The organism is Mycoplasma sp. 3341 (assembly GCF_051549855.1).
Classification (GTDB): Bacteria; Bacillota_I; Bacilli_A; order Mycoplasmatales; family Metamycoplasmataceae; genus Metamycoplasma.
In genome coordinates this window covers 425,356-450,849 of sequence record NZ_CP196080.1, presented here as the reverse complement: position 1 = coordinate 450,849, position 25,494 = coordinate 425,356, and the positions used below count along the sequence as shown (strand labels likewise).

The following is a 25,494-nucleotide window of genomic DNA, read 5'->3' as shown; positions in this document are numbered from 1 at the left end:
GCTTTTGCAGTCTTTTTTACCTTAAACGCAACAAGATAGGAGTTTTTGATGACAACAAATGAAAAAAATAATAAGACAGAAGACAAGGCAAAAAAACTAGTTGTATACAAATATATTCATTTTGATAGCTGTGACTATATAAAATTGAAAGAAGACAAAGAATCTAAGTATGAAGTGCATGATCTTCAAGATAATATTTATTATTTAACTAATTCACTGCGAAAGTTTATTACAGACAATGGAGACAACAAGGAATTCTTTAAAAGAACTAAAGTTATTAATGTGCTAAAAGGTGAAAATAGCTACAATGGAACTGAATATACTTATCACTATGAATTTAGGCTAGAACGATATATAACTGATGTAAATTTCATAGTGATAAAGGCTACTTTTGACTTCCCAAATTATAAAATCGACGAAAGTATCGAAGAAGCACAAAAATCGATTCTTAATGATTTAAGTCCTTCTGCAACGCGTGAATTTCTATTTGATGAAGAGAATCATGATTACATAAACTTTCAAAATTTTCTTATAAATAATGTTTTTGCAAAAAACTTTTTGTTTAGAAACAGCCTAAAAGAAGAGTTTCAGGAATGAGTTGCTGATAAAAAAAATAAAAAAAAACAAAATGAACATAATAATCAATTAAATACCATATTAACTTATGTGAGAAATGCTTTTACTTATGCATTTGTGTATGTCAATAAAAATGTAACAAAAGATATAGAGTCAATTAATGATCACAATAATGAAGATGCTCGTATGATGGCATGAAATTTTTGAAATTATGATCCAGGAAATACAGAAGTTTTAGCGAACACAAAAGAGGCGATAATTACTAAGGCTCATTCAATCATTACATATTTTTATTCTTTGGATGAGACAAAACATTCGACGCACTACAACATATTTGAAAGTGATTATAAAATTTTGTTTATCATTGCTTTAGTGCAAAAATGAGGCTACACTCAAGCGCTAAATATTTTAGACGATCTTATATCTTCGTTTAAGAAAGTGAAATCCTCTAACCTTGGTAAAAACAAAAATGTAAATAATAAATTGGTTGATAAAACAGGTAGTTTTGATGCTCTAAAAATTCACAAAACACTAAGCACTCTTGAATTTGGATTCGTGTCTAATGACAATAGCGAACAGCATTTTTATGAAAGACTTTATAGTGACTTCTATATTGAAAAAATAAAGAAAGAAATTCACGATGTTTTAGAAAGAGAATCAATAATCGATAGTTTAGAATCAAGAATCACAGTAAACCATGACAAAATAGATCAAATTCTTCGAGACAATAATCGTTTTATTAGGGATATTCGTAGTTCAAGAGCAGTTTCAACACTTTCAATTTTGACAAACGTTGCTGTAGGTGCGACTTTTACTCAGGTGTCACAATCTTTCATTGATGATAATTACCCAAATTTAAGTTATTTAAAATGAGTAATTTCATGCAGCATTTTTGCTTTTTTCATTTTACTTGCATTAATAATTTTCTTCATCATGGATAGGGGTAATGCAAAAGTACTTTTAAGCGATCTAAAAGAATCTTCTAAAAAAGCTGTTGAATTACTCTTAAAAAATGAGTGATTAATCTCAGATAATGACTCAGAATCTCACAAACAAAAAAATGAGCTAGTAGAACAATACAAGAATTATTTAGACAAAACTAAACGAAAAAGAAAGATTATTAAAGCTGCCAAATGCTTAAATGTTGACTATGATAAATTTAAAGCTAGTTGTGAAAAATCATTGTTAATTTTATTAAAGAGACAACATGACAATTAGCGACCTAAACGACATTCCACATTTGCCTGGAGTTTATTTTTGAAAAAATTCTAATGACGAAATAATATACATTGGTAAAGCAAAAAATCTTTACAAAAGAATGCGTCAGTATTTTTTAGGTGCTCTTAATTCTTATAAAACTACTAAATTAGTTGAAGAAATTGCTTCTTTTGAATTTGTTACCTTTCAAAATGAAAAAGAAGCCCTATTATATGAACAATTATCAATTACCAAGTTCAGACCGCGTTATAACATCTTGCTTTTAGATGATAAAAAATATCCATATCTTAAAATATCTTTAACTAATAAGATTAATATTCAAATTGCCTGAAAATACAAAAAAGAACCAAACACAATTTATTATGGACCATTACCACCAGGATATGGTTCTAGTGATTTAAGAAAATATTTAGAAAGTCAAGTTTTGTATCGAAACGGTTTTTTGATTGAAAATGAAAGTTATGAATATTGAAAAAATGCTTTTAATAAAATAAAATCGATTTTACTTTTTAAAGAGAAGAATTTTTTAAAGCAATTAGAATCTAATATGCAAGAAAGCGCATATAATTTTCGTTTTGAAGAAGCCGCTAGCTACAAAAGACTGATTGAAACTGTTAAAAAAATTCAAGATAAACAGTTGGTTGAATTGCAAAATTATGAAGATGTTGATATTTTTTATTTCGCAAGAAAAAATGAGTATGCAGTTTGAGGAATTCAAGTATATCGCTTCGGAACATTATTAAATAGCGAAACTGGTGCTCTTAACATAGTTTTTGATTTCGAAGAAACCATCAATGCATTTTTAAATGCTTTTTATGCCAAAAACCAAAAACCAAAAACAATATTTTTTAATCCTGAACTTAAAGATTTTGATTTTGACATAAGCCATGAAATCAAAAGTCAATATCCGCAAAAAGGTCAGTTTGAAAAAATTATGGAAAATGTCAAAACTAATGTCGAAATAAAAGCTGACAATGAAATTCAAAAATTAAACAAATATGAAACTAAAACTGTTGCTAACGTTGAAAAATTACAAAAACTACTCAACATCAAATCAGCGAGAGACATCGTAGTTTTTGACAACTCTCATTTTGGCAATCAAAATCCTATTAGTGCAATGATTAGAATTATTGATGGAAACGTTTACAAAAGTGAGTATCGTAAGTTTAATTTGGAAGTGGTCGACTATCGCAAGGCAGATGTTGAGTATATGAAACAAGGGGTTCAAAAATTTGTTGATATGACAAAAGATGGCCCTAAACCAAATTTATTGATTGTAGATGGCGGCGTTGCCCAAATTAATGAGGCTAAAAAGGTGCTAGCCAAAAACAATTGACAAGATGTCGATTTGATAGGTTTAGTAAAAAACGACAAACACAAAACTGACCACATAATAAATGCCAACAAGTTAGCGATAAAAATAGATGATATCGATTTGTACAATTTCCTTGCCAACATTCAGGAAGAAGTTGACAGATATGCCAAAGCAAATCAGTGAAAAAAATCCATTTCTTCAAGTTTAGAAGTAAGTTTATTAAAAATACCTGGTGTAGGTTTTAAAACTGAAGAAAAGCTTTTGACTCATTTCGGTTCTTATTCAGCAATTTACAATGCTTCGATTGAAGAATTGAAAAAAGTTGTTTCTGAGTCAGTAGCTTTCAAAATCAAAGAAATTTTTGAGTAATCAATAAATGATAGAAGGCTAAAAACAAGCCTTCTTTTTAATTCATATTTTGAATTAAAAAAGACTGAAAAAAGCACTCAAAATAAGTATCTTTTTATATTAAGATGTTTGCTAAAAAATATTACTTCTTTTTTATGTGTTTTATAAACACACAAAAAAATGGCGCTCTTTGATAAAATTAATAAACTATGACTAATAACAAAATAAGAAATTTTGCAATTATTGCCCACATCGACCATGGAAAAAGTACTTTAGCTGACAGAATTCTTGAAATAACTGAGACTATTGAAAAAAGAGATCTTGAAGCACAACACTTAGACACAATGGACTTGGAAAGAGAAAGAGGAATTACAATCAAACTCAATGCAGTCCAAATTAAGTACAAGGATTACATTTTTCACTTAATCGACACTCCAGGCCACGTTGACTTTACATATGAAGTTTCTCGCTCGCTAGCAGCTTGCGAGGGTGTTTTGTTATTAGTTGATGCAACCCAAGGTATTGAAGCTCAAACACTTGCCAACGTTTATTTAGCACTTGAACACAATTTAGAAATTATTCCTGTTATTAACAAAATTGATTTACCTTCAGCTGATCCGGAAATGGTAAAAAAAGAAATTGAGAATGTTATTGGCATCGATGCTAGTGATGCTATATTAGTTTCAGCAAAAACTGGACTAGGGATTGAAAATATTATTGATGCCATTATTAGTCGCATTCCCGCTCCAAAAGAAGCAGATCCTGAAAAGGAACTTACTGCCTTAATTTTTGATTCATACTTTGACCCATATCGTGGAGTTGTCTTGCTAGTTCGTTTGTTTAACGGAACTTTAAAAGTCGGTGATGAAATCTTACTAATGCATAATGACAAAAAATTCCACGTGACTGAATTAGGAATTAGAACTCCAAAGGAAATTAAAAAGGAACATTTAGAAGCTGGGGAAGTAGGATGAATTGCTGCTTCTATTCGTGACGCTAAAGATATTCAAGTTGGAGATACAATAACACTGGCTAAAAGACCTTCTCCATTGCCTTTGCCGGGATATAAAAAACTGAAACCGGTAGTTTACACTGGTTTTTACCCAGTTGATACTCGTGATTTTAATGATTTAAAAGATGCCTTAGAAAAAATTTCTCTATCTGACTCAAGTATTAGCTATCAACCTGAAACATCAAAAGCCTTGGGTTTTGGATTTAGAATTGGATTCTTAGGAATGCTTCATATGGAAATTTTGCAAGAACGTTTAGAAAGAGAATTCGGTCTAGATATTATCGCGACAGCTCCTAGCGTTGAATTCTATGTAACTAAGACTGATGGTGAAACCTTAAATATTACTAACCCATCATTATTGCCGGACAGAAACTATATTGAAACGATTGAAGAACCCTATATAAAAGCAAGTATTTTTCTACCACAAGATTACTTAGGTGCAATTATGGAATTGTGTCAAGACAAAAGAGGAAAATATATTGACCTTGAATATATTGATGATAATCGCCGTAGATTAATTTATGAATTGCCGCTAAATGAAATAATTTTTGACTTTTTTGATTTACTGAAATCTTATTCAAAAGGGTATGCATCATTTGAATATGAATTCATCGGATTAAGAGAAAGTGATTTAGTAAAAGTTGACATTTTATTAAACGGTGAAAAAATTGATGCCTTGGCTATGATTGTGCACCGTGATTCAGCATATGTGCGTAGTCGTGAGTTGTGTGAAAAACTTAAAGATGTAATTCCACGCCAAAACTTCGAAGTTCCAATTCAAGCTGCTATCGGTGGTAAAATTATTGCAAGAGAAACTGTTAAGGCATATCGTAAAGACGTTACTGCTAAATTGTATGGTGGAGATGTTACTAGACGTCAGAAACTACTGAAAAAACAAAAAGCAGGTAAGAAAAGAATGAAAGCAATCGGAAGTGTCGAAGTACCACAAGAAGCATTCTTAGCAATATTGAAAACAGACACATCGAAAAAATAGGAGAAAGAATGGGATTAAAACCTTTTGGGCAAAATTCGAACAACAATATTAAGACCGAAAATGCACTACCTAACAATAGTGCTTCATTACAAAACACTCAGTCAATATTACTAAACACAACAATTGAAGAAAAAACATTTGAAAGTTCAAAGAGAATTGATAAAAAAGGTGTCATACCTAATGGAATAATGCGTGTTTTCAATTCTCAAATCAGAGTTAAAACTTTTAATATCATCTGTGTATCTTTGCTTTTATTTGTTGCTTTTATCTTGTGCTTATTGTTTGCGTTTAAGCCAACACTTTTCATCGAGGCAACAGAGAAAAATCCAAATCCTTCTTCACCTTGAATTTGATACGTTTTACTAGCAATTGCTTCAATACTATTGACCTGAAAATTAATAATTGATGCAATTAGTTTAGTGAATTTAAAAAGAAGCATCAATGAGTATCGTGATGCCATTAATAAAGGTACACAAGAAGTTCCGGCATTTGTTTTGTTACTATACCGCAAACTAATGTTTAACCAAGTAACACATAATTGAATTACAATCGCCTTTGTATTTTATTTTGGTATTTTCACTCTTATTTTCTGAGCTTTGAAGGATGCTCAATGAATCAAATTTGATGGTGCAACTAGGGCTGATGGTTCGCAGGTATATGTCTTGGATTTCAAAACTTGAATTCACAACTCATTCCCTAACACTAATTTATGAATTGTACTGTTCTCTGCAATTATCGCAGTAGTTGTTTTAATCCATATTGTTTTTTCAATCTTAAGAAAAATAAAAATATCTTCTATTCAATCTTTTATGGGTTTAGGGGCCTTTAATTTCAATGAAATTGCAAAAGAAAAACGTAAATATAACATTACGTTAATGAAGATATTTATAATTTCAATATTAGTGGTTCTAATATTACCATTTATAATATATTTTATTGCTACACGTATTATTAGAAGAAAGAAGTAGCGAAAAGGAGTTTATATGTCAACAGGAGCAATCATTGCACTAGCACTAGGAATGGTGGCATTAGGAATTTTAATTGGTGGTTTTTTGGGTATGTGAATATCACAAAGAAAAATTAAAAAACAATTAGAAGAAAATCCGCCAATTAGTGAAAAACAAATTCGTGCTATGTTTATGCAAATGGGAAGAAAACCATCTGAAGCACAAATTAAGGCAGTAATGCGTTCAATGAAACAAGCAAAATAATAATAACTTTTCACAAGCACTTAGAAATTGGGTGCTTTTATTTTGCTAATTTTGAGTCAAATTTTGAATTTCTTATTGAACTATGACTGGCTTTTGTTTGGAAAAATCTTTTACTTCCTTGCAACCATTAAAATTTTGGATGTAAGAAAAAGACACAAATTAGAGTGAATTATTTGCTGCTTTGAATGTTTTCTATTATTTGTTTTCGAGCAGTGGTTTCACTTATTTCTTTGTTGCAAAGGCCTATTTAAAACCAGTACTACACTTATTTTTAGTTGTATTTTCGTATATTATAGAGAGATAACAAACAAGTAAAATAGTTCTAAATCTTACTAAATTCAAGTATTACACTTGTTGTATTATCAATAACGATTGAATGCGTGGCCAAAATTTTGAGCTTTAAACTTTACAAACAAAAGGTGAGTGAATCACAACTGTCACTTGAACAACATTAGCACATGCAATACTAATAGTACTGAAATTTCGACTCCATGACTGAGAAAGAATCAAAAAATTTGCTACAAGTTATAAATAGCTAATAAAAAAGCATTTCATTAAAAATGAATTTTCTAGATCCAGTACTCATGTGATGAGAGTATTGTTTTTGATAGCTTTAATAGTTGAAATAAATAACTTCACTACTTTAATAAAAGTTTCAATCATTACATTAATTCTTACTGTTTCATTAATAGCAAATGAAACTGTGGCAATACATAAATTCAGAAACAAAATGTAAAAAACCTCAGTTGTTATGACTGATGCCTTTTTTATTATATTAAGTTCATTTTTTGTTTGAAGAAATAATAGCAGTGCACTAATGCAGTAAGAACCATTCCACTATTAATTATGTTTTGTAATTCTTGTTCGCTAGCTCAACGGTTGTAACTTATTTGTTCGAAAATACTTCCATCCCCTAAAGCTTCATGCTGCTGTAAGCCGGTAACATCAAAAATGTAACCAAAAACAATTTCATTTGCTTGTGTTGAAGCTAAAAACTTAAAAGTTTCAAAAACATTATTTTTGTTAACAACAAATCCCGCTTCTTCTTCAACTTCACGAATAGCAACTTTCAAACTATCAGTTTCATTGTTTTCAAATCCACCAGTTATTGGGCAAGGGAAGCAATCATCTCATTTTTGTTTTTCAACAATTTCAGGCAAAGGTTGATAACGAATTAAAAATTCAAATTCGTTATTTCCTTTTCTTCTAAATAATAAAACCGCTACTGAATTAACATTACGACGTTGGGCATAAACAAAACCTTTGTCAGTTTGGTATAAGGATAATCAATAGGCATCATGCAATAATTTATCTTTTTTCATATCCATTAATTATGAACTAAATAGAATACGAAAAACAAAAAATAAAAAATTGCAAATAATATTTTTTTGTGCTAGAATATAAACGTAGCGACCAAAGCGAAGGTGTCCACCTGAACCCATTCCGAACTCAGCAGTTAAGCCCTTCAGCGCCGACGATACCTCCAAGGGAAAATAGGGCGTCGCTTTTTTTTATTATCTTTTTTTAAGTATTGAACTATAATTTACAAATATATGTCGGTAGTTGCTCGAGTGGCTGAAGAGGTTTGTCTCGAAAACAAATAATGTAGCAATACATTCAAGGGTTCAAATCCCTTACTACCGGCCATTTTTTATTACTTTTGCAATTGCAAGGCTAAAATTTTAGTGGAGTAAAAAATGAAAGAAACATTTACATCGGAAATTAAACAAGAAATCATTAGTAGAAAAATCACTAAAAATGTTGCCGTTAATTTTATTCACGGCTTTTTAGCAACACAAAAAGATGAAAACTGTTTCTTTACAATAAATAAAGAATATATAAGACAATTTGTTTTTCAAATTTTACAAACTTTGCAAATTGAATATAGTCAACCACGCAAAAATCAAATTAGTTTTGTAGTGCCAAAAGATATTAAAAAAGCCAATTATGTCAAACAAAACGATTACTTTGCCGCTATTTTTCTATTGACAGGCAGTGTTAGTGATGTAAGTCAAACCATGTACCACTTGGAAGTTAAGTTTTCAAGCCAACAAAAAGCTAAAATGATTCAGAATTTTTTGGAAAAATACGACATTTGTTTTCGATTAATTGAAAGAAAAAAACAATTTATTCTATACATCAAAAAAGTAGAAAGCATTTGCGATTTTCTTAAAGCAATAGGTGCAATTAATGCTTACATGAAGTTCGAGGAAGCCAAAATCAATCGTGACTATACTAATGCAGTTAATCGCTTAACTAATTTTGATTTTTACAACCAGCAAAGACTTGCGAGCAAAAATACTGATTTTTTAGTGCAATATCAATTCATTTTGGATAATAATTTAGTTAACCAATTTACTCAAGATATGTTAGACTTTTTCGAACTGAAAAAACAAAATTTAGATTTAGGTCTAAGTGACTTAGTTTTGCTAATGTCGCAAAATGGCGAATTAAAGTCAAAATCAACATTGTATTATTATTTGAAAAAGCTATCAAAAATTTACTTAAATAATCAGGAGGGATAAACATGGATTTTGGTTCAAGAATTGATGATAACACTAACTATTTTGCTCAATCAGAAGCAACTAAATTGTTAAAAAAGAAACAAAACAAACTACTTTCAATAAGTTTGCTTTGATTTAGTTTGGGGATTTTTATCACTTTTCTATTTGCCGGACTATTTTCATACATTCCGGCTTTAGGAAAATTAATTGTTCGGCCTGAAAGCAAAGATACTTTTCAACCTTGATTAGTTATTTTAATTGCTTTAGCAGCTCAGATTGGTGTATCAATAGTTATTAGATCGTTCTTTAATATTAAAAAATTAGGTAGTATCAAAACAGTATGACTTGCAGTTGGGTATGCAATTTATGTAGCATCTTCAACCATAATTTTGACTATCATGGCCACCTTTTTGAAATGAAGTGGTTATCTTGATGGATCAACACTAACACTTTCATTCTTAATACCATTTGCAATTTTTGTTGTAACTGGTTTGTTAGGATATTTCGGAATAATCAAATTTGAAAAACTGTGACCTATTATAATTGTTTGTCTAGTTGCTAGCTTTATAGTTATGATAACAACAATGTTCACTGTTTTTAGAAATCAAAAAGCTTATTCTCTCCTATCAGTTTTATTTATTGTTATTGCAACAATATCAATAGGTATCAACTTTAGAGCAATAAGACTAGCAACTGAATCTACTAAGAATAACTTAGACAACGTTAGCATGTGAAATCTTGGACTATTTTTTGGTTTTGATTTGTACACCAATTTATACTCATTGACTTTACAAACACTTAGCTTGTTCTCTTATCTAAAAAGTTAATTAATGACAGGTTTTACCTGTCTTTTTGTTACTTTTTACTTTCCAAAAACATGACTAAAGTAGTTTGGTTTCACAAAAAAAATTTTAATTCAAATCAACTATTGACTTTCTAAGTTAAAAAAAATTAAAAGTCTTATAATTAAAAAGTATTTATAAAACACATTTTTAAGGAATATTATATGAGCAAAAAAATACTTGTTATTAATGCTGGTTCTTCATCAATGAAGTGATCACTTTTTACAAAAGATAAATTAGAATTAATTGCTTCAGGATTAGCTGAAAGAATTAATATTGATGGTAATTTAATTTGCAAATACCAGGGACAAAAATTTGAAAAGAAAATTGGACTAAAAAATCACGAAGATGCAGTTCGTGAAACTCTAGTTCAATGACAAGAAAATCACGTTATTGAATCAATTGATGAAATCGATGTTGTTGGTTTCAGAGTTGTTAACGCTGGTCCAGAATTGATGAAATCAATGATAATTGATGATTCAGTAGTTGAAACTATTGAAAAATACACAAAATTAGCTCCATTACACAACCCAGGAGCAATTCAAGCTATCAAAGCTTTTGATAAGTTATTACCAAATGCAAAGAAAACAATGAATACAGACACTGCTTTCCACGCAACTATTCCAGAAATTAACCACGTTTATCCAATTAATCGTGAAATTGCTAAAAAACACAATATCCGTAAATATGGGTTCCATGGAATTAGTCACCGTTACATGACTGAAAGATTAGAACAAATTTTAAATAAAAAACCGGTTAACTTTGTTAGTTTACACCTAGGAAACGGGTCATCACTATGTGCTGTTCGTGACTCAAAATCATACGATACTTCGATGGGATTCACACCATTAGCAGGGGTTATGATGGGAACACGTTCTGGAGATGTAGACCCATCAATCGTAGCATATTTAGCAAACGAACTAAAAATTGACGCAAAAGCAGCAACTGACATTCTTAACAAAGAGTCAGGACTTCTAGGAGTAAGTGGAATCTCAAGCGATATGCGTGATCTAGAAGCAAAACAATTAGTTGATCCAAATGCACGTTTTGCACTAGACTTATTTGCCCAAAAAGTAGCTGATTATTTAGCGGTTTACTTGAACAAAATTGCTAACAAACCAGATGCAATTGTTTTCACAGCCGGAATTGGTGAAAACGACCCTCTAACAAGACAAAACATTATCAACAGAATTCACTCATATAACGTTAAATTGAGTGAAGCAAATACCCAAAAATTTGACGATTACATTTTAATTAGTACACCAGATAGTGAAATTCCTGTGTATGTAATTAGAACAAACGAAGAATTAGTAATTGCAACTGATGCTAAAAACTTAGCAAAGTAGCACTAAAATAAGTCTTTTTCAAGTATAATAACATAGTTATTTTTTATAAATAACAATCAAGGTAAGTTAAACTCCTTGATCTAAAATTAGATCCAATTTAAAGTCCAAAAGGAGAACAATGGCAAAATACGAAATTATGGTACTATTGGATTCAACTGCTAACGAAAGTGTATTGTCATCACTTTTATCTTCAGTTTTCAAAAACAAAGCTGAAGTTACTAAGTTAGAAGAAACCCAATTAGCTTACCCAATCAAAAAGCAAAATACTGCACAATACTTTGTTGTTAAAGTAGATGCTCAAGGCGAAGAAATTAAAGAATTTGGACGTCGTGCAAATCTAGAAAAACAAGTTCTAAGAAACCTAGTAATTAATCTAGATACAGAAAGAGCATTACAAAGAAAACCAAAAGTTAACAGAGCTAAAAAGTTCCAAAAACCAAAAAAACAAGCAGATAGAAGACCAGTGGAAAACAGACAACCACGTGACAAAAAAGACGCTAACGAATCTTCAGCTGAGTAGTTTTAACTAATAAGGGGTGTTATGAATAAAATTTTATTAATTGGAAGATTAACTGACGATCCACAAGGTGGAAAAACTAAAGCTGGTGATCGTGAGTATGCTAGATTTACACTTGCTGTTACAAGACGTCAATACGGACCAAATCCACCACTAACAGATTATATTTCTTGTGTTGCATTTGGAATAACAGCATCAAGCATCAACAAATTCTTAGACAAAGGGGCCTTAATAAGCATCGAAGGTTCTTTACAAGTAACTTCTTCAATTGCCAATGGGCAAAGAATTACAAACTATTCAGTTTTAGTTGATAGCTTTGATTTCCTTGAAACAAGAGAAATTGCTGAAAAACGTCGTAACAAAACAAATAACGATAATCCAAGACCAAGCTTCCAACAAACCCAGCAAAGAGTAGGAATTAATCTAGAAAATGCCTACGAAATGGATAAAAAACAAACTAACACTTCTTTTAAAAATGAAAGTTTTAGTCAAGACGAGGAAGAACACGTTGATTTTGATATTGACGATTTCCAAAACGTTTTTGACGAAGATTAATAAGGAGATTTTTATATGGCAAGAGTAGTTTCTAAAAAACCTTTTGTTCGTCGTCGTCCATGTCAATTCTGTCTTTCAGATCACCAATACATCGATTACAAAGACAGAGAATTGGTTGAAAAATATGTTAACCAACACGGAAAAATTCTATCTTCACGTATTACAGGAACATGTGCTCGTCACCAAAGAAATTTAGCTACAGCAATCAAGAGAGCGAGACTTGTTGCTTTACTGCCTTTCATTGGAAGTAACAAAGTTAACAAAAAATAATTTTTAAGAGCCTTTTCGGCTCTTTTTCTTTACAATTTAAATAGTTTTAAGGAGTCATATTATGTGAAATTTTATTAAAAGTGCTGACAAAATGGATTCTTGATATCAACATGACAATGAAGAAATTGCTTTTTGAGGTCGTTCAAATGTTGGTAAATCTTCGCTGTTAAATGCACTAGCAAATCAAAAAATCGCCAAAGTTTCTTCCACTCCTGGACGCACAAGACTATTAAATTATTTTCAAACTGATAATCAAAAAATTATTGTCGACTTACCAGGTTATGGGTTTGCAAAAATGTCAGCAAGCGAGCAAGTGCATATTTCTAAAATGATTGCCAATTACTTAGAAAAATCAAAAAATTTAACTAAGATTTGTATTCTTATAGATTCAAAAATTGGAATTACTCCAATTGACAGCGAAATGATTGATTATTGCACCGAATTAAATCTTGAAATCTTGTTAGTAGCCACCAAAATCGACAAAGCGAATCAGAAACAATTGCACCAAACCAAAAAAGATATTCAAACACTGTACAGAGACATGGATATTATTTTTGTAAGTTCAAAAAACAAAAAAAATCTAGAATTACTCAAAGAAAAAATAGCCATTTAGTTATCTAACTAAAAGCCAGCTTTTTTGGACTATAATAATATAGATATAGACATGAACAAAAAGAGTAGATCTAAAACTTGAAAAAACATCAAAATATGATTGGGAATAACATTGCTTTTTGTTATTCCTTTTATTCTATTTTTTGTTTTTAAAAGTCTTTATAGCACTAACCAAACACTAAGCATAGTTTTTATTTCAATTTTTTCAGCAATGATGATTGCGAGTCTTGGACTGTTAATTTACAACTTGATTGTCATTTTTCAGCGTAATAGTTTGATCAAAAACACACTGAATTATCATATTGAAAATGAAATTGCTAAAGAAGGGGTAGGAGTAGTAATTTTTGACGAAAGAACCAGAATTATATGAGTGTCAAAATTCATAAGTCAGCGTTTCGGTTCGTCAATAATCGGTAAAAATTTAAAAAATTATGTCGATTTTGACAACATTGATTCAGAGCAATTTTCGCGTAAGATAAATTACGAAGATTTTGACTATGAAATGAATGTAGACTTGACTAAGAATGTGGCAGTTATAAAAGATGTGACTGATGAATTGAACGTTTTTAGAATTTACGACAATGAAAAAATTACTTTTGGAGAAGTTGAAATTGACAATATGTCTTTATATCAATCGATTTATTCAGAAGAAGAAATTTTTAAAATTTATAATGCTGTAGTTAGTGTTTTAGATGATTTGACCGCAAAGCATGATTTTGTTTATCGTCGGTATGTAAATAACAATTTTTTCATTATTACAACTAATGAAACACTAAAAAAATTAATGTCTTTAGACTTTAAACAACTGACTAATATCGAATGTAATGATATTCGTGACAAAAATATAAGAATTCCAATTTCAGTAGGTTTTGCTTATGGCTTAGAAAAGTTAAATGATTTAACTGAAAAAACTAAAGATGCTTTAAGTCAGTCTAAGGCGCGTGGTGGCGATCAGATTACAGTAATTGAAAAAAATAACAAACCAATTTATTTTGGGTCGCGTTACGAAGTTGCTCACACTACCAATAGAACAAGAATGGCCCACTTTACTGCTGAAGTGATGGAAAAAATGCGTAGTAGCAAGATAGATACCGTTTTAATTTATGGTCACAAACTTGCTGATTTGGATGCTTTAGGTTCAGCATACGCATTTTATCTAATTGCTCACTCTTTAAACAAAAGAGCCTTTATTCAAAATAAAACTTTTGATCCTACTTGTCAGCGATCAATCAACCGCTATTTAAACAAAAATCAAAATATTTTTATCACCCCAAAACAAGCAACTAAGCTTAATAGTGATTCAACCATGGTTTTAGTAGTCGATTGTGCTACTGAAGATAGAATTGAAAACAAAAATGCTTTTAAAAACGTTTCTCAAGACAATATTTTTGTTTTCGACCACCATCGAATTAGTTGTAGTCCTGACTATGTTTTAAAACAGAATTTATATGTTGATACCGGAGCCTCAAGTGCATCAGAAATAGTGACTGAATTCATTATGTTTAGTCATAAACAAAAAGCAATAACAAAAGAAGCAGCACAGATGCTTTTAGATGGTATTTACATGGATACCAATAGATTTTTAAAAACAACATCATCAAGAACATTCTTCGCTGCTAGTTTCTTAGAAGAACTGGGGGCTTCAAGTGCAACAAGTATAGAAACACTTAAAATGGATGAAAATGTTTATGAAATAGTAAGCAAAATTTTGAGTAATTTACGAGAAGTAAAACCAGGATATTTCTTGGCAACTTATGAAGGTGATGTGGAAAGCGATGTTGTTTCTATAGCAGCCGATGAAATTTTAAGAATTCAAGGAAGAAAAGCAGCATTTGTGGTTGCTAAAATCCCAGGAATGAAACAATATAAAATGTCAGCCAGAGGAATCGATACTAATGTTCAAATTATTGCTGAAGCTGTCAATGGAGGAGGACACTTTGCAGCTGCAGCAGCCGTTAGCGATGAAAATGAACCAATGGAAACATTTGTCGATAATATAATTCAAGCAATAGTGAGTGTGAAAAATGAAAGTTATAATAATTAAACCTTATCAAAAATACAAAGTTAATGAAATCATCGATGTAGCAGATGGTTTTGCTAAAAATTTCTTAATTAAAAATGGTTATGCCCAACCATTAAATGATGCAACTCTAAAAAACCGAAAAAACGTGCTTAAAAATTTAGCTGAAACTGAAAAACAAAGAATTCAAGAAGCTGAGGCTTTAAAAGCACAAATCGAGAGCGTAACTTTAGAATTTGAGCTAAAAGTTAACAAAGATGTAGTTCATGGTTCAATAACAACGAAAAACATTGAAAAAGAATTACAACAAAAACATAATATTAAACTTCCAGCTCATTCATTAGCATCAATGAAAATTGCAACTTTAGGTATCCACGGAGTTCCCATTACTCTTCACCCTGAAGTTAAAGCATTCTTAAAAGTAAGAATCAACGAAGCAAAGTAGTAAAGGAGAAAAATGTCATTCAGTGAATCAGAGTTAAATAACATTCTTAATAATGAGATTTCATTACTAGGAATTTTGATTAGAGATTACAAAGTCTTAAGTGACATCAATGATTCAATCACTGATGATATTTTTTATTCTAAAAACAATCTTTTAATTTATAAAGCACTGTGTGAAATTTCAACTATCAATGAAGCGTACGATATTGAAGTTATCACTACCTTCTTAATCAAAAATAAGATTTATGAAAAACTAAACGAATTTGAAGACATAAAAGGTGAAGATTACTTTAATTATGTAATCGAAAATGCCGGATACAAAGATTTAATTTCGCAATATATTTTAGCATTAACTGAATTTGCTAAAAAAAGACAATTACTTTTAGCGATGGAAAAGGCACAACAAAACTTGCAAAGTCCAATGGAAGTTTCAAAAGTAATAAGCGAATTACAGCTAAGCTTGATTAACATTGATCTGAGTGAAAATAAAGCTCATTATCAATCCCTTTCAGAAGTAGTCCAGGAGACTACAACCATTCTGCACCAACGTCAAAATAATTTAGAATCAACTGGTCTAAAAGTTGGATACCGCAATTTAGACGCTTTGTTACTAGGCTTCAATCCGGGAGACTTAGTGATTTTAGCTGCGCGTCCTTCAATGGGTAAGACTGCTTTTGCTCTTAATATTGCAAGTAATGTAGCAGAACAAAATAAAACTGTTCTTTTCTTCAGTTTAGAAATGACTAACCAGCAGCTTGTTGAAAGAATGGTTTCAATGAATTCTTGAGTAAAGTTATCGAATATGAAATCTGGTGCCGTCACTGAAGAAGATTGAATCAAGATTGATGCAACGACTGAAAAATTTCAAAATTGACATTTTTACCTAAATGACAAATCAGCTTTAACGTTGAATGATTTAATTGCTATTTGTCGTCGTTTCAGTCGTGTGAGGCAGATTGATTTAATAGTTATTGATTATCTGCAATTAATTACTGATTCGAAAACAAGTTCAGACAATCGTCAGTTAGAAATTTCTAAGATATCACGCTCTTTAAAACAGTTAGCTAAAGAATTGGCTTGTCCTATCATTTCGCTAAGCCAATTATCAAGAAGAGTTGAAATGCGTGAAGACAAAAAACCAGTACTTTCTGATTTACGTGAGTCAGGATCAATTGAGCAAGATGCCGATAGTGTCTTATTCTTATATCGTCCTGATTATTATCGCTTAGATAAAAAAGCAAATTCACTTGGTGATTTTAATGATACAGCTTCTACATCAAAGCAATCACCACTAACCTTTACCCTTACAGTTGATAGTTCTTCAAATTTAACTTTTGAAGCATCTTTAACTTATGTCATTGTGGCAAAAAACCGGAACGGTGCAACAGGAGAAGCAGAAATTCTTTTCTTCCGTGAAGCTAACAAATTTAAAGACAAAGACACTCAAGAAAATAATTTTTAAAACTTAATAAATGAAAGGAGATGAATGCCTAAATTACACTTTTTAAAAAATAAAAAAACCGAGCAAAGCCTTTCAAGTTCGCAATCTAAGAATAAAAAAACAAAAGAAGAAAAAAGGGCCAAAAAGATTCTTAACCGCGAAAAAAAACAGCTTGCTGATGCTGAATGAAAAGCAATAATGAATCCATACAATGTCAACATGATCAATGTCTGAAGAAAATTCCCAATGAAAGTAATTATCATGTTTCTTTCGGCATTTTTCTGAAACCTAGCTGTCGGAACATTTTTAGGTAAGGCTGCAGCTGTTTCTACTGGAGTTTCTGCTCTTACACAAATTATTACTTATACAATGGACTGAGGAAGATACTTTGGATTTTTCTATGTGCTTTTAAACTTACCAATCATCTTTTTCTTTTGAAAAAGAAATCCTCGACTTTTCATGGTATTAACAATTTATTGAATGATTTTCCAAGTTATTATCCAGTTAATTATCGGTAATATCAAAGTTATTGATAATTTCATTAAGGCTGAAGTTACCATTTACTCTCCGCACATTGATGGTCTTAAAGAGGGTACAAAAACCTACTGAAGAGCATTTAATTATGATGGAGCAGCAGCAAATGGAGTATACGATGGACAAACTTGACCTATTTTTGCTTATGCATTTATTGGGGCCGCTTTGGATGGTTTAGCATCTGGAATTGCTTGAAAAGGTGGGGGTTCAATTGCTGGTTCTAATATTATCATCTACTATATCTCAAGAGTTAAAAAGATTTCGGTAGGTAAAGTTGGAATCATCGTCAACTTGTGTATTGCCACATTTTCAACTATTGTGTTAGGTGGACTAGAAATTGGTAATTTGATTAAATCTCGCCCTTGAAGAGTTGAAGATCAGCCACAAACAAGATTTATAGTTAGAGTCATAGCAACAATTCTATACATTGGTCTATACAATGTTGTTGTTGATAAAGTTTATCCAAAATACAAAAAAATCAAATTTGAAATATATTCAACAAGACTTGAAAAGATTTCAATGAAATTGCGTGAAACAGATTTTGCTCACTCATGAAATATTTACTATGGAACTAGTGGTAAAACACACAAAGACATTGGAAGAATTGAAATTACATCGCTGTATTTAGAAAAAGATTTCATCATTTCTTTAATTCACTCAGTGGACAAATATGCTTGAATTAGTGTAGTTCCGATAAGTGAAGTTAAAGGAAAATTTAATACTAGCTCGATCGATTAAAATATTGTCTTAACGGCAATGTTTTTTTTGTATAATTTTCAAGTATTTTTAAGAAGTAAGAAAGGTAATTATGAGCAAGTTAGAGCAAACAATTCAAGACGCAGACAATCAAGAAATAAATAAGAAGAGTGCCAAAAAAGCTAAAAAGGCAAAAAAAGTACCTAGTTATTTTGATGTAAATCCTTACAATGTCAATTTTTTGAATGTTTGAAAAAAGTTTCCTAAAAAACTGGCTTGAATGTTTATTTCAGCTTTATTATTTAATATTGGGATTGCCTTTTTCTTAGGAAAAGCAGCCACAGTTGCTTCTGGTTTCAGTGCCTTAATTCAATCTTTAACTTATACTCTTGATTTTTTAAGAAGTTACTTTGCTTTACTTTACTTGTGCTTAAATCTTCCGTTCATCATTATTTTTTGAAAGAAAAATTCTCGTTTATTTATGATTTTGACAACATATTGACTAATTTTTCAAGTAATTAGTGAACTAATATTCAATGGTGTTGGTCAAAACTATCCAATCAAAGAATGATTAGATAATGATTTTAGTATTTACTATACCCGTCACTCACTTGGACAAAATAATGAAACCCACATTGCATGAAATGTTTATTCAGGAACTTTCTATAATGTGCAAGTTGATGAATTTGGTAATAAAATTGTTGGAACCTGAAAATCATGAAAATTAGTTTCAGATATAAAAGATAGTAGTGGCAACATCATACACGCAAGCGGCTCACTAAAAGGTTGAAAAGAATTTAGTGCTCTAAATCCAAACTTCAATGTTTCAGTTGAAACTTGACCTATTATCATTTATACCCTTGCAGGAGCACTGCTAGGTGGAACAGCAGCAGCAATTGCTTGAAAAAATTCAGGTTCAACAGCCGGAAGCGACGTTATTATATATTACATTTCAAAAGTAAAGAAAATGTCAGTTGGTAAAGTTAGCTTTTTTGTAGCTTGCATGTTTGCTGGATTTTCAATTTTAATGATTGGTGGAGTTGAGCTTGGTGGACTAGTAAAAGATCACCCTTGAAATCTTTCAACTTTTGTTGTTAGAGTTATTTCGACAATTCTTTACATTGGAGTTTACAATCTTCTAATTACCTTTATATATCCTAAATATCGCAAAATCAAAATTACCATTTATACAACCAAAATTAATGAAATTTGTGAGCACTTTAAAGCTATTAACTATTGACACGGTTATAACATTGTTAAAGATCGTAGCGGATTCACTGGTATGGAAAAAGAAAGAATTGAAACTATTGCTTTATTCTTAGAACAACAAATATTGGAAAAGGAAATTTTAAAAATTGATCCAAAAGCTTGAATAAGCGTTCAACCAATAATGCGCATTCGCGGCGATTTTGACACTAAAACAGTTGATTAATATACTGACAAACAGGACTTAAGTGTCCTGTTTGTTTTTTACATTTTTAAGCAAATCAAGCAATTATTTTCAACAAAAATATTTGACAAAAAATTCAAAACTAGTAAAATTAAGGTATGTTTATATGGTTTATATAAATATGCTATTTTTAAAAATTTATTTATACATTTTAAATTTCTAAAGGAGGCAAAATGCCTGTTAATTTGAAAGGAAGAAGTTTAGATACAGCTCTAAATTTCACAACAGAAGAAATTAGATACTTATTAGATCTATCAAAAGATCTTAAAAAGTCAAAATACCAAGGACTACACACAAATTCACGTCCTTTAACTGGTAAAAACATTGCTATTATGTTCCAAAAAGACTCAACTCGTACACGTTGTGCATTTGAAGTTGCTGCTTTTGACCTAGGATCAGGTGTTACATACATCGGACCACAAGGTTCGAACTTTGGTAAGAAAGAATCAATCGAAGACACTGCTGCTGTTTTAGGAAGATTCTACGATGGAATTGAATTCCGTGGATTCAAACAATCAGATGTTGATGCACTAGTTAAACACTCAGGTGTGCCAGTATGAAATGGACTAACAGATGCTGAACACCCAACACAAATGTTAGCTGACTACATGACAATGGAAGAACACCTAGGAAACATGAAAGACAAAAAAGTCGTTTTCGCTGGAGACATTAAAAACAACGTTGCTCGTTCATTAATGATTGGTGCTGCTTTCGTTGGAGCTCACATTGTTATGTGCGGACCAAAAGAAATGCACGACTTAGTTAAAAATGGTGAAGGATTCAAAGAAGTTTACGACGAGGTTCAAAAACTATTCGCACGTAATGGTGGATCAGTTTCGTTCAGTGACAACAAAATCGAAGCAGCTAAAGATGCTGACGTTATTTACACAGACGTTTGAGTATCACTAGGAGAAGATTTCTCACTATTCAAACCAAGAATTGCTCAATTAGGAGCTTACCAAGTGGATATGGCAATGATGAAAGCAGCTAAACCAACAGCTATTTTCCTACACTGCTTGCCTGCATTCCATGATGATCACACTGAATTCTCAGCAAAAATTAAAGCTGAATTTGGAAAAGAACACCCAGAAGTTGCTACAGGAGCTATGGAAGTAACAGACGAAGTGTTCCAATCAAAACACAATAAAGCTTTCGATCAAGCTGAAAACCGTATGCATACAATTAAAGCAGTTATTCTAGCTACAATCGGATACTAATAAGATGGCAAGAATAGTTATTGCTTTAGGGGGAAATGCTCTAGGAAATAATCCTGCTGAACAAAAAGAATTAGTTAAAATTCCAGCACAAAAAATTGCTGAAATGGTTAAAGCAGGACACCAAGTTATCATTGGGCACGGAAATGGACCACAAGTTGGAATGATTTTCAACGGATTTGTTTCAGCTCATGAAGTAAATGCAAAATCTCCATTAATTCCACTACCAGAATCAGGAGCAATGTCACAAGGTTACATTGGATTCCACATGGTAAGTGCTATTACTAACGCATTTAAAGAACACGGTGTAAAAGGGCACGAACCTCTTTACATTCTTACTCAAACATTAGTTGATGCAAACGACAAAGCTTTTTCTAACCCAACCAAACCAATCGGACCTTTTTACGACAGTTTAGAAAAAGCACAAGAAGCAAATCCAGGAAGCATAATTAAAGAAGATGCTGGACGTGGATTTAGAAAAGTAGTTGCTTCACCACTACCATTAGGATTTGTTGGATTTGAGCAAATGAAAAATGCAATTGAAGCAGGTGCTACTGTAATCGTTGGAGGTGGAGGAGGAATTCCTACAATCATCAACGAAAATGGTGATGTTGAAGGTGTTGATGGAGTTATTGATAAAGACTTCGCTCTAGCAAAATTAGCTTCTCTAGCTAAAGCAGATTACTTTGTAGTTTTAACTGCTATTGATAATGTAATGGTAAATTACAACAAACCAGATCAAAAAGCTTTAAAACATGCAACAAAAGCTGAGTTAGAAAAATACATCTCAGAAAATCAATTTGCACCTGGAAGTATGCTTCCAAAAGTGCAAGCTGCTATTAAATTCGTTGAAGAAGGCGGAAAAGCCGCATTCATCGGAGACTTAAAAGATTTAGAAGACATTATTGCAGAAAAAACTGGAACAAAAATCACTTTAAATTAAGCCCAAAGACCAAGCTAAAAATGCTTGGTTTTTCTTTTTTATTTTTGATATTTTTTTGAAATATTTACTTGTAAATATTTATAATTTTTCTTATGTTAAAACAAGAGCAAATCAATCAGATCGAATTAACAAACGAAACTGATTACCAATTTAAATATTTAAAAAAATATCATCAAATTCTAGATGCAGCAGCTCAAATTCAAAAAACTAGAAAAGCCTTGTTTGTTGATTTAGTGATTGTTGATAATGAAGAAATGCACAAATTAAACAAACAATACCGTAACAAAGACTATCCAACTGACATTTTGTCTTTTCCCTTTGCCGATGATGAGATGAATTTTATGGATGTCAAATTTTTAGGCCAAATTATTATTTCATATGAGAAAATAAGACAACAAGCACATGAATATAATCACTCAATTCAAAGAGAATTTTGTTATATTTTTGCTCATGGAGTAATGCACTTGTTTGGATACGATCATCAAACCGAAAAAGAGGAAGAGGAAATGAATGCTTTAGTTGATAAAATCATGGACAAAATCAAGGTGTACAGATAATGAAAGTTTGCACTATTTCGATTGTAGGGCGCCCAAATGTTGGGAAAAGTACTCTTTTAAATGCAATAATTGGTTATGATTTGGCAATTGTTACAAATGTTGCTCAAACAACACGTAATCAAATTAAAGGAATTTACACTGACGAAAATTACCAATTAATTTTTACTGACACTCCTGGGATCCACAAAGCTACTCACTTATTCAATGAAAAACTTAATAAAGCTTCGTATGACTCACTCGAAGATGTTGATTTAGTGTTATTTTTACAACCAGGAAATGAAGAAATTGGTAAGGGTGACAAATTCATTATTGAAAAAATTAAAAACATTAAAAATAAAGTTGCAGTTATCACAAAATTAGATCTAATTGATAACGACATAGCAAGCCAAAAAGCTGAACAACTTAAACAACTTGGTTTTGAAATTGTTGTTGGAGTTGGCCAAAACATTGATTCATCATACAAACATCTTTTAGATCTAATTAAACATGAATTCGCAGACCGTTTACAAGATCAAGAACCATTTTACGATCCAGAAGAATTTACTGATATTTCAATGCGTTTCATTGCTAAGGAAGTTATTCGTGAAACTGCTCTAAAATACTTAAAACAAGAACTACCTCACTCTATTGCTGTTGTAATTGATAGTTTTGAGGAAAAAGAAGACAAGCCTTATGTAATCCATGCCACTATTTTTGTGAAAAAAGACTCACAAAAAGGTATTGTTTTGGGTAAAGGTGGACAAATGATTAAAAATATTTCAATGCAGTCAAGAAAAAAACTAGCAGTGCTTTTTGACCATGCGATTTACTTAGAAACAAGAGTAAAAGTCAGTGAAGACTGAGTTGATAAAGAAGATAAGATTACACAAATGGGGTATTAATTAGTGAAACAGATACGATTTAAGTTCAAAAAACTATGAATGATTTTTATTTTGATATTCATAGGACTTTTCGCTATTTTAGGAGTGAGTTTTAAAATTAGCTCACACTACAAACCAAGTATTTATAATTATGAATCATACATGTCAAAAGATTTGATTCACAAAATTAACCAAAAATACTCATATCGTTTATTTGGTGAAGTTAATGAATTTACCCGTGCTCTAGACCAAGGAAAAGCATTGGCAGGAGTAGGTAGTGATTATCAAATTGCACAATTAATTTATCAAAATCAAATTCGTAAAATTAATTATTCAAAACTAAACAAAAACATATTAGACTGAGATGATGTAAAAACCAAACAGCAAGAAGAAGAAAATAAAGCAAAAATTTTGTCACTTTTCAATGATATCATTGTTAAACATATGGCTAAATTTGATGATTTTATCAAAAGAGAAATTGAGCAGAAAAACCCTAAGAATGTCAAGACTAAGCCGCACTTACTGTTTGATGAAAACAATCAATATGTAGGATACAGTGTTGACGGAGATGACAAAAAAGACGAATTTTATCAATATGTTATCCCTTACTTTTACCAAGATAAAATCGTTGCTTATAACATTAATAAGCAATCAAGGACATACATTAAAGACATTGAAAACGTTGAACAAAAAATGCTTGAAATCAAAAATAAAGACTATGCTGATTGAAATGAAATTTATCAAGTATTAAGAAATGCTGGTTACCACAATTATGGTTGAACTAACTCATTTTTAGATAATTTGATGCTAGGTTCATTCTATCAAAATTCACTTTCACACTCAGATCCTAACTATAAGCAATGAATTGATAAAAATCACCAATTAATTCCTTTTGATGAAACTAATTACAAAGATTCAATTGAAATGTTTGCTAAATTCGTGCAAAAAGCAACTGGTCATGATCTTAAAGAAACAAAAAATAACAAGTTAATTTCGAATGGATTACAACTTGTTACAGACTTAATCGATCCCGACTCAACTAAATTAGATGTTGGTTTAATGTATAACGGTGATGTTTTGGATGCATATTATTCAAATGATAACTTTGCGTCGTTAGAAGACGGGCAAAGTGTAGGATACATTCGTCCAAGTGAAAACATGCTTCTTTTGGATGCTTGAATCATTTCAACAAAAACTCCAAAAAAAGAAGCTGACAATTTCCTTGAATATGTTTCTGATATTTTGTTCACTGACTTAAAATACTCAGTAAAAGAATTAGAAAAACTTTACTACGAAGAAATTGAAAAAAAAGTTGTGGAGCAAATTTTGAGTGAAAAAAGCAATACCTTGAGTGAAGAAGAAGTTAAAAACTCAGTCAAAAATGCAATGTATGTCAATCCTAAAGATGAAAACTCTGAAATAAACAAAGAATTTTTCCAAGACCACTATGACGTATTTTCAGACTCATTTGATTTCACTGATTCAATCATTAACTTTGATGCAATAAATTACACTCCAACAGTTAAAAGTACATACGAATTTATCAAGAAATACTACTTCAGAAATGAAGATATGACTAACGATGAAAAAGCGTTAGATATCTATAAAGTTGAAGAAAATTCTGAAAATCAAGGTGCAAAAATTTACCACCACATATATCAACCTACTGACAATAAACTAAGAAGCAAAATCATTCAGGAATACTACAACAAAACTGTTTCTTAAGAAAGATTATTCGCCCAAAAATCGGGCGAATTTTTATGTCTTTTTTGAGCCCCAAAAAACTATGTTTTTTATGGTAAAATTTTACTTATGCTAAAGAGTACTAAACTAAAACTAAAAAATGCAATCAAGTGAATTTTCTTCATTGAAGTTTTTCACTTATCTTTTAGCACTCTTAAGAGACTAATTGAAGAATATAGTCAAAATATGTACGATCTCGCCCTCCTTTAGTTGAAATTAAATCAAGGCAAATTTATAAGTCGCGATTTAGTTTCATTTTGGTTACAAATTTA

General features: G+C 31.0%; 24 protein-coding genes, 1 tRNA gene and 1 rRNA gene. 25 read left to right on the top strand and 1 reads right to left on the bottom strand.

Features of this window, described 5'->3' with window-relative positions:
• Positions 1–48 precede the first annotated feature (48 nt).
• The 6 genes from ACSH40_RS02085 (at position 49) to ACSH40_RS02060 (ending at position 7,410) form a co-directional block, all read left to right on the top strand.
• Positions 49–1,794: a hypothetical protein gene (locus ACSH40_RS02085; RefSeq protein ID WP_438341348.1), complete on the top strand. Its 1,746-nt coding sequence runs from the start codon at positions 49–51 to the stop codon at positions 1,792–1,794.
• Positions 1,784–3,478 carry a GIY-YIG nuclease family protein gene (locus ACSH40_RS02080; protein WP_438341347.1) on the top strand — a complete coding sequence of 565 codons (1,695 nt, stop codon included), beginning with the start codon at positions 1,784–1,786 and terminating at the stop codon, positions 3,476–3,478. The genes ACSH40_RS02085 and ACSH40_RS02080 overlap by 11 nt, the downstream gene beginning before the upstream one ends.
• A 188-nt stretch (positions 3,479–3,666) precedes the next feature.
• Positions 3,667–5,463 carry a translation elongation factor 4 gene (lepA, locus tag ACSH40_RS02075; protein ID WP_438341346.1) on the top strand — a complete coding sequence of 599 codons (1,797 nt, stop codon included), beginning with the start codon at positions 3,667–3,669 and terminating at the stop codon, positions 5,461–5,463.
• Positions 5,464–5,471: 8 nt separating this feature from the next.
• Positions 5,472–6,431 (top strand): MSC_0882 family membrane protein, encoded by a 960-nt coding sequence (locus ACSH40_RS02070; protein ID WP_438341345.1) that lies wholly within the window; start codon positions 5,472–5,474, stop codon positions 6,429–6,431.
• A gap of 15 nt (positions 6,432–6,446) precedes the next feature.
• Positions 6,447–6,674, top strand: a complete 228-nt coding sequence (locus ACSH40_RS02065) for a YneF family protein (protein ID WP_438341344.1) — start codon at positions 6,447–6,449, stop codon at positions 6,672–6,674.
• 589 nt (positions 6,675–7,263) lie between these two features.
• Complete coding sequence (locus ACSH40_RS02060; RefSeq protein ID WP_438341343.1) at positions 7,264–7,410, top strand: hypothetical protein; 147 nt, start codon at positions 7,264–7,266, stop codon at positions 7,408–7,410.
• 34 nt (positions 7,411–7,444) lie between these two features.
• Here the strand turns inward: ACSH40_RS02060 and ACSH40_RS02055 are convergent, their stop codons facing one another.
• Positions 7,445–7,996 (bottom strand): NUDIX domain-containing protein, encoded by a 552-nt coding sequence (locus tag ACSH40_RS02055; RefSeq protein ID WP_438341342.1) that lies wholly within the window; start codon positions 7,994–7,996, stop codon positions 7,445–7,447.
• 83 nt (positions 7,997–8,079) lie between these two features.
• On the opposite strand from ACSH40_RS02055, the gene rrf reads away from it, so the two are divergent.
• From rrf to ACSH40_RS01960, 19 genes are all read left to right on the top strand, one after another.
• A 5S ribosomal RNA gene (gene rrf, locus ACSH40_RS02050) occupies positions 8,080–8,184 on the top strand.
• 47 nt (positions 8,185–8,231) lie between these two features.
• A tRNA-Ser gene (locus tag ACSH40_RS02045) sits at positions 8,232–8,321 on the top strand.
• Positions 8,322–8,371: 50 nt separating this feature from the next.
• On the top strand, positions 8,372–9,199 hold the full coding sequence (gene whiA / locus ACSH40_RS02040) for a DNA-binding protein WhiA (RefSeq protein WP_438341341.1): 828 nt from the start codon (positions 8,372–8,374) through the stop codon (positions 9,197–9,199).
• A 2-nt stretch (positions 9,200–9,201) separates the two neighbouring features.
• Positions 9,202–10,005 (top strand): MAG0110 family membrane protein, encoded by an 804-nt coding sequence (locus tag ACSH40_RS02035; RefSeq protein ID WP_438341340.1) that lies wholly within the window; start codon positions 9,202–9,204, stop codon positions 10,003–10,005.
• A 179-nt stretch (positions 10,006–10,184) separates the two neighbouring features.
• The gene (locus ACSH40_RS02030; protein WP_438341339.1) at positions 10,185–11,366 is read left to right on the top strand and encodes an acetate/propionate family kinase; all 1,182 of its coding nucleotides are present in this window, start codon (positions 10,185–10,187) and stop codon (positions 11,364–11,366) included.
• A 118-nt stretch (positions 11,367–11,484) separates the two neighbouring features.
• Positions 11,485–11,886, top strand: coding sequence for a 30S ribosomal protein S6 (gene rpsF / locus ACSH40_RS02025; RefSeq protein WP_438341338.1), 402 nt, complete (start codon positions 11,485–11,487; stop codon positions 11,884–11,886).
• Between the two features lie 21 nt (positions 11,887–11,907).
• Positions 11,908–12,438 (top strand): single-stranded DNA-binding protein, encoded by a 531-nt coding sequence (locus ACSH40_RS02020; RefSeq protein ID WP_438341337.1) that lies wholly within the window; start codon positions 11,908–11,910, stop codon positions 12,436–12,438.
• A 15-nt stretch (positions 12,439–12,453) separates the two neighbouring features.
• On the top strand, positions 12,454–12,708 hold the full coding sequence (gene rpsR, locus ACSH40_RS02015) for a 30S ribosomal protein S18 (RefSeq protein ID WP_438341336.1): 255 nt from the start codon (positions 12,454–12,456) through the stop codon (positions 12,706–12,708).
• A 61-nt stretch (positions 12,709–12,769) separates the two neighbouring features.
• Positions 12,770–13,321, top strand: a complete 552-nt coding sequence (gene yihA / locus ACSH40_RS02010) for a ribosome biogenesis GTP-binding protein YihA/YsxC (RefSeq protein ID WP_438341335.1) — start codon at positions 12,770–12,772, stop codon at positions 13,319–13,321.
• Between the two features lie 51 nt (positions 13,322–13,372).
• Entirely contained in the window at positions 13,373–15,364 is a 1,992-nt protein-coding gene (locus ACSH40_RS02005; RefSeq protein ID WP_438341334.1) for a DHH family phosphoesterase, read from the top strand.
• Complete coding sequence (gene rplI, locus ACSH40_RS02000; RefSeq protein ID WP_438341333.1) at positions 15,345–15,785, top strand: 50S ribosomal protein L9; 441 nt, start codon at positions 15,345–15,347, stop codon at positions 15,783–15,785. The genes ACSH40_RS02005 and rplI overlap by 20 nt, the downstream gene beginning before the upstream one ends.
• A 12-nt stretch (positions 15,786–15,797) precedes the next feature.
• Positions 15,798–17,246 carry a replicative DNA helicase gene (gene dnaB, locus ACSH40_RS01995; RefSeq protein ID WP_438341332.1) on the top strand — a complete coding sequence of 483 codons (1,449 nt, stop codon included), beginning with the start codon at positions 15,798–15,800 and terminating at the stop codon, positions 17,244–17,246.
• Positions 17,247–17,270: 24 nt separating this feature from the next.
• Complete coding sequence (locus ACSH40_RS01990) at positions 17,271–18,497, top strand: YitT family protein (protein WP_438341331.1); 1,227 nt, start codon at positions 17,271–17,273, stop codon at positions 18,495–18,497.
• A 70-nt stretch (positions 18,498–18,567) separates the two neighbouring features.
• Positions 18,568–19,887, top strand: a complete 1,320-nt coding sequence (locus ACSH40_RS01985) for a YitT family protein (protein ID WP_438341330.1) — start codon at positions 18,568–18,570, stop codon at positions 19,885–19,887.
• A 191-nt stretch (positions 19,888–20,078) separates the two neighbouring features.
• On the top strand, positions 20,079–21,122 hold the full coding sequence (argF, locus tag ACSH40_RS01980; RefSeq protein ID WP_438341329.1) for an ornithine carbamoyltransferase: 1,044 nt from the start codon (positions 20,079–20,081) through the stop codon (positions 21,120–21,122).
• Between the two features lie 4 nt (positions 21,123–21,126).
• On the top strand, positions 21,127–22,062 hold the full coding sequence (gene arcC, locus ACSH40_RS01975) for a carbamate kinase (protein ID WP_438341328.1): 936 nt from the start codon (positions 21,127–21,129) through the stop codon (positions 22,060–22,062).
• 92 nt (positions 22,063–22,154) lie between these two features.
• On the top strand, positions 22,155–22,619 hold the full coding sequence (gene ybeY / locus ACSH40_RS01970) for an rRNA maturation RNase YbeY (RefSeq protein ID WP_438341327.1): 465 nt from the start codon (positions 22,155–22,157) through the stop codon (positions 22,617–22,619).
• On the top strand, positions 22,619–23,500 hold the full coding sequence (gene era, locus ACSH40_RS01965) for a GTPase Era (protein WP_438341326.1): 882 nt from the start codon (positions 22,619–22,621) through the stop codon (positions 23,498–23,500). Before ybeY ends, era begins: the two co-directional genes overlap by 1 nt.
• A 39-nt stretch (positions 23,501–23,539) precedes the next feature.
• On the top strand, positions 23,540–25,204 hold the full coding sequence (locus ACSH40_RS01960) for a hypothetical protein (RefSeq protein WP_438341325.1): 1,665 nt from the start codon (positions 23,540–23,542) through the stop codon (positions 25,202–25,204).
• Positions 25,205–25,494 lie beyond the last annotated feature (290 nt).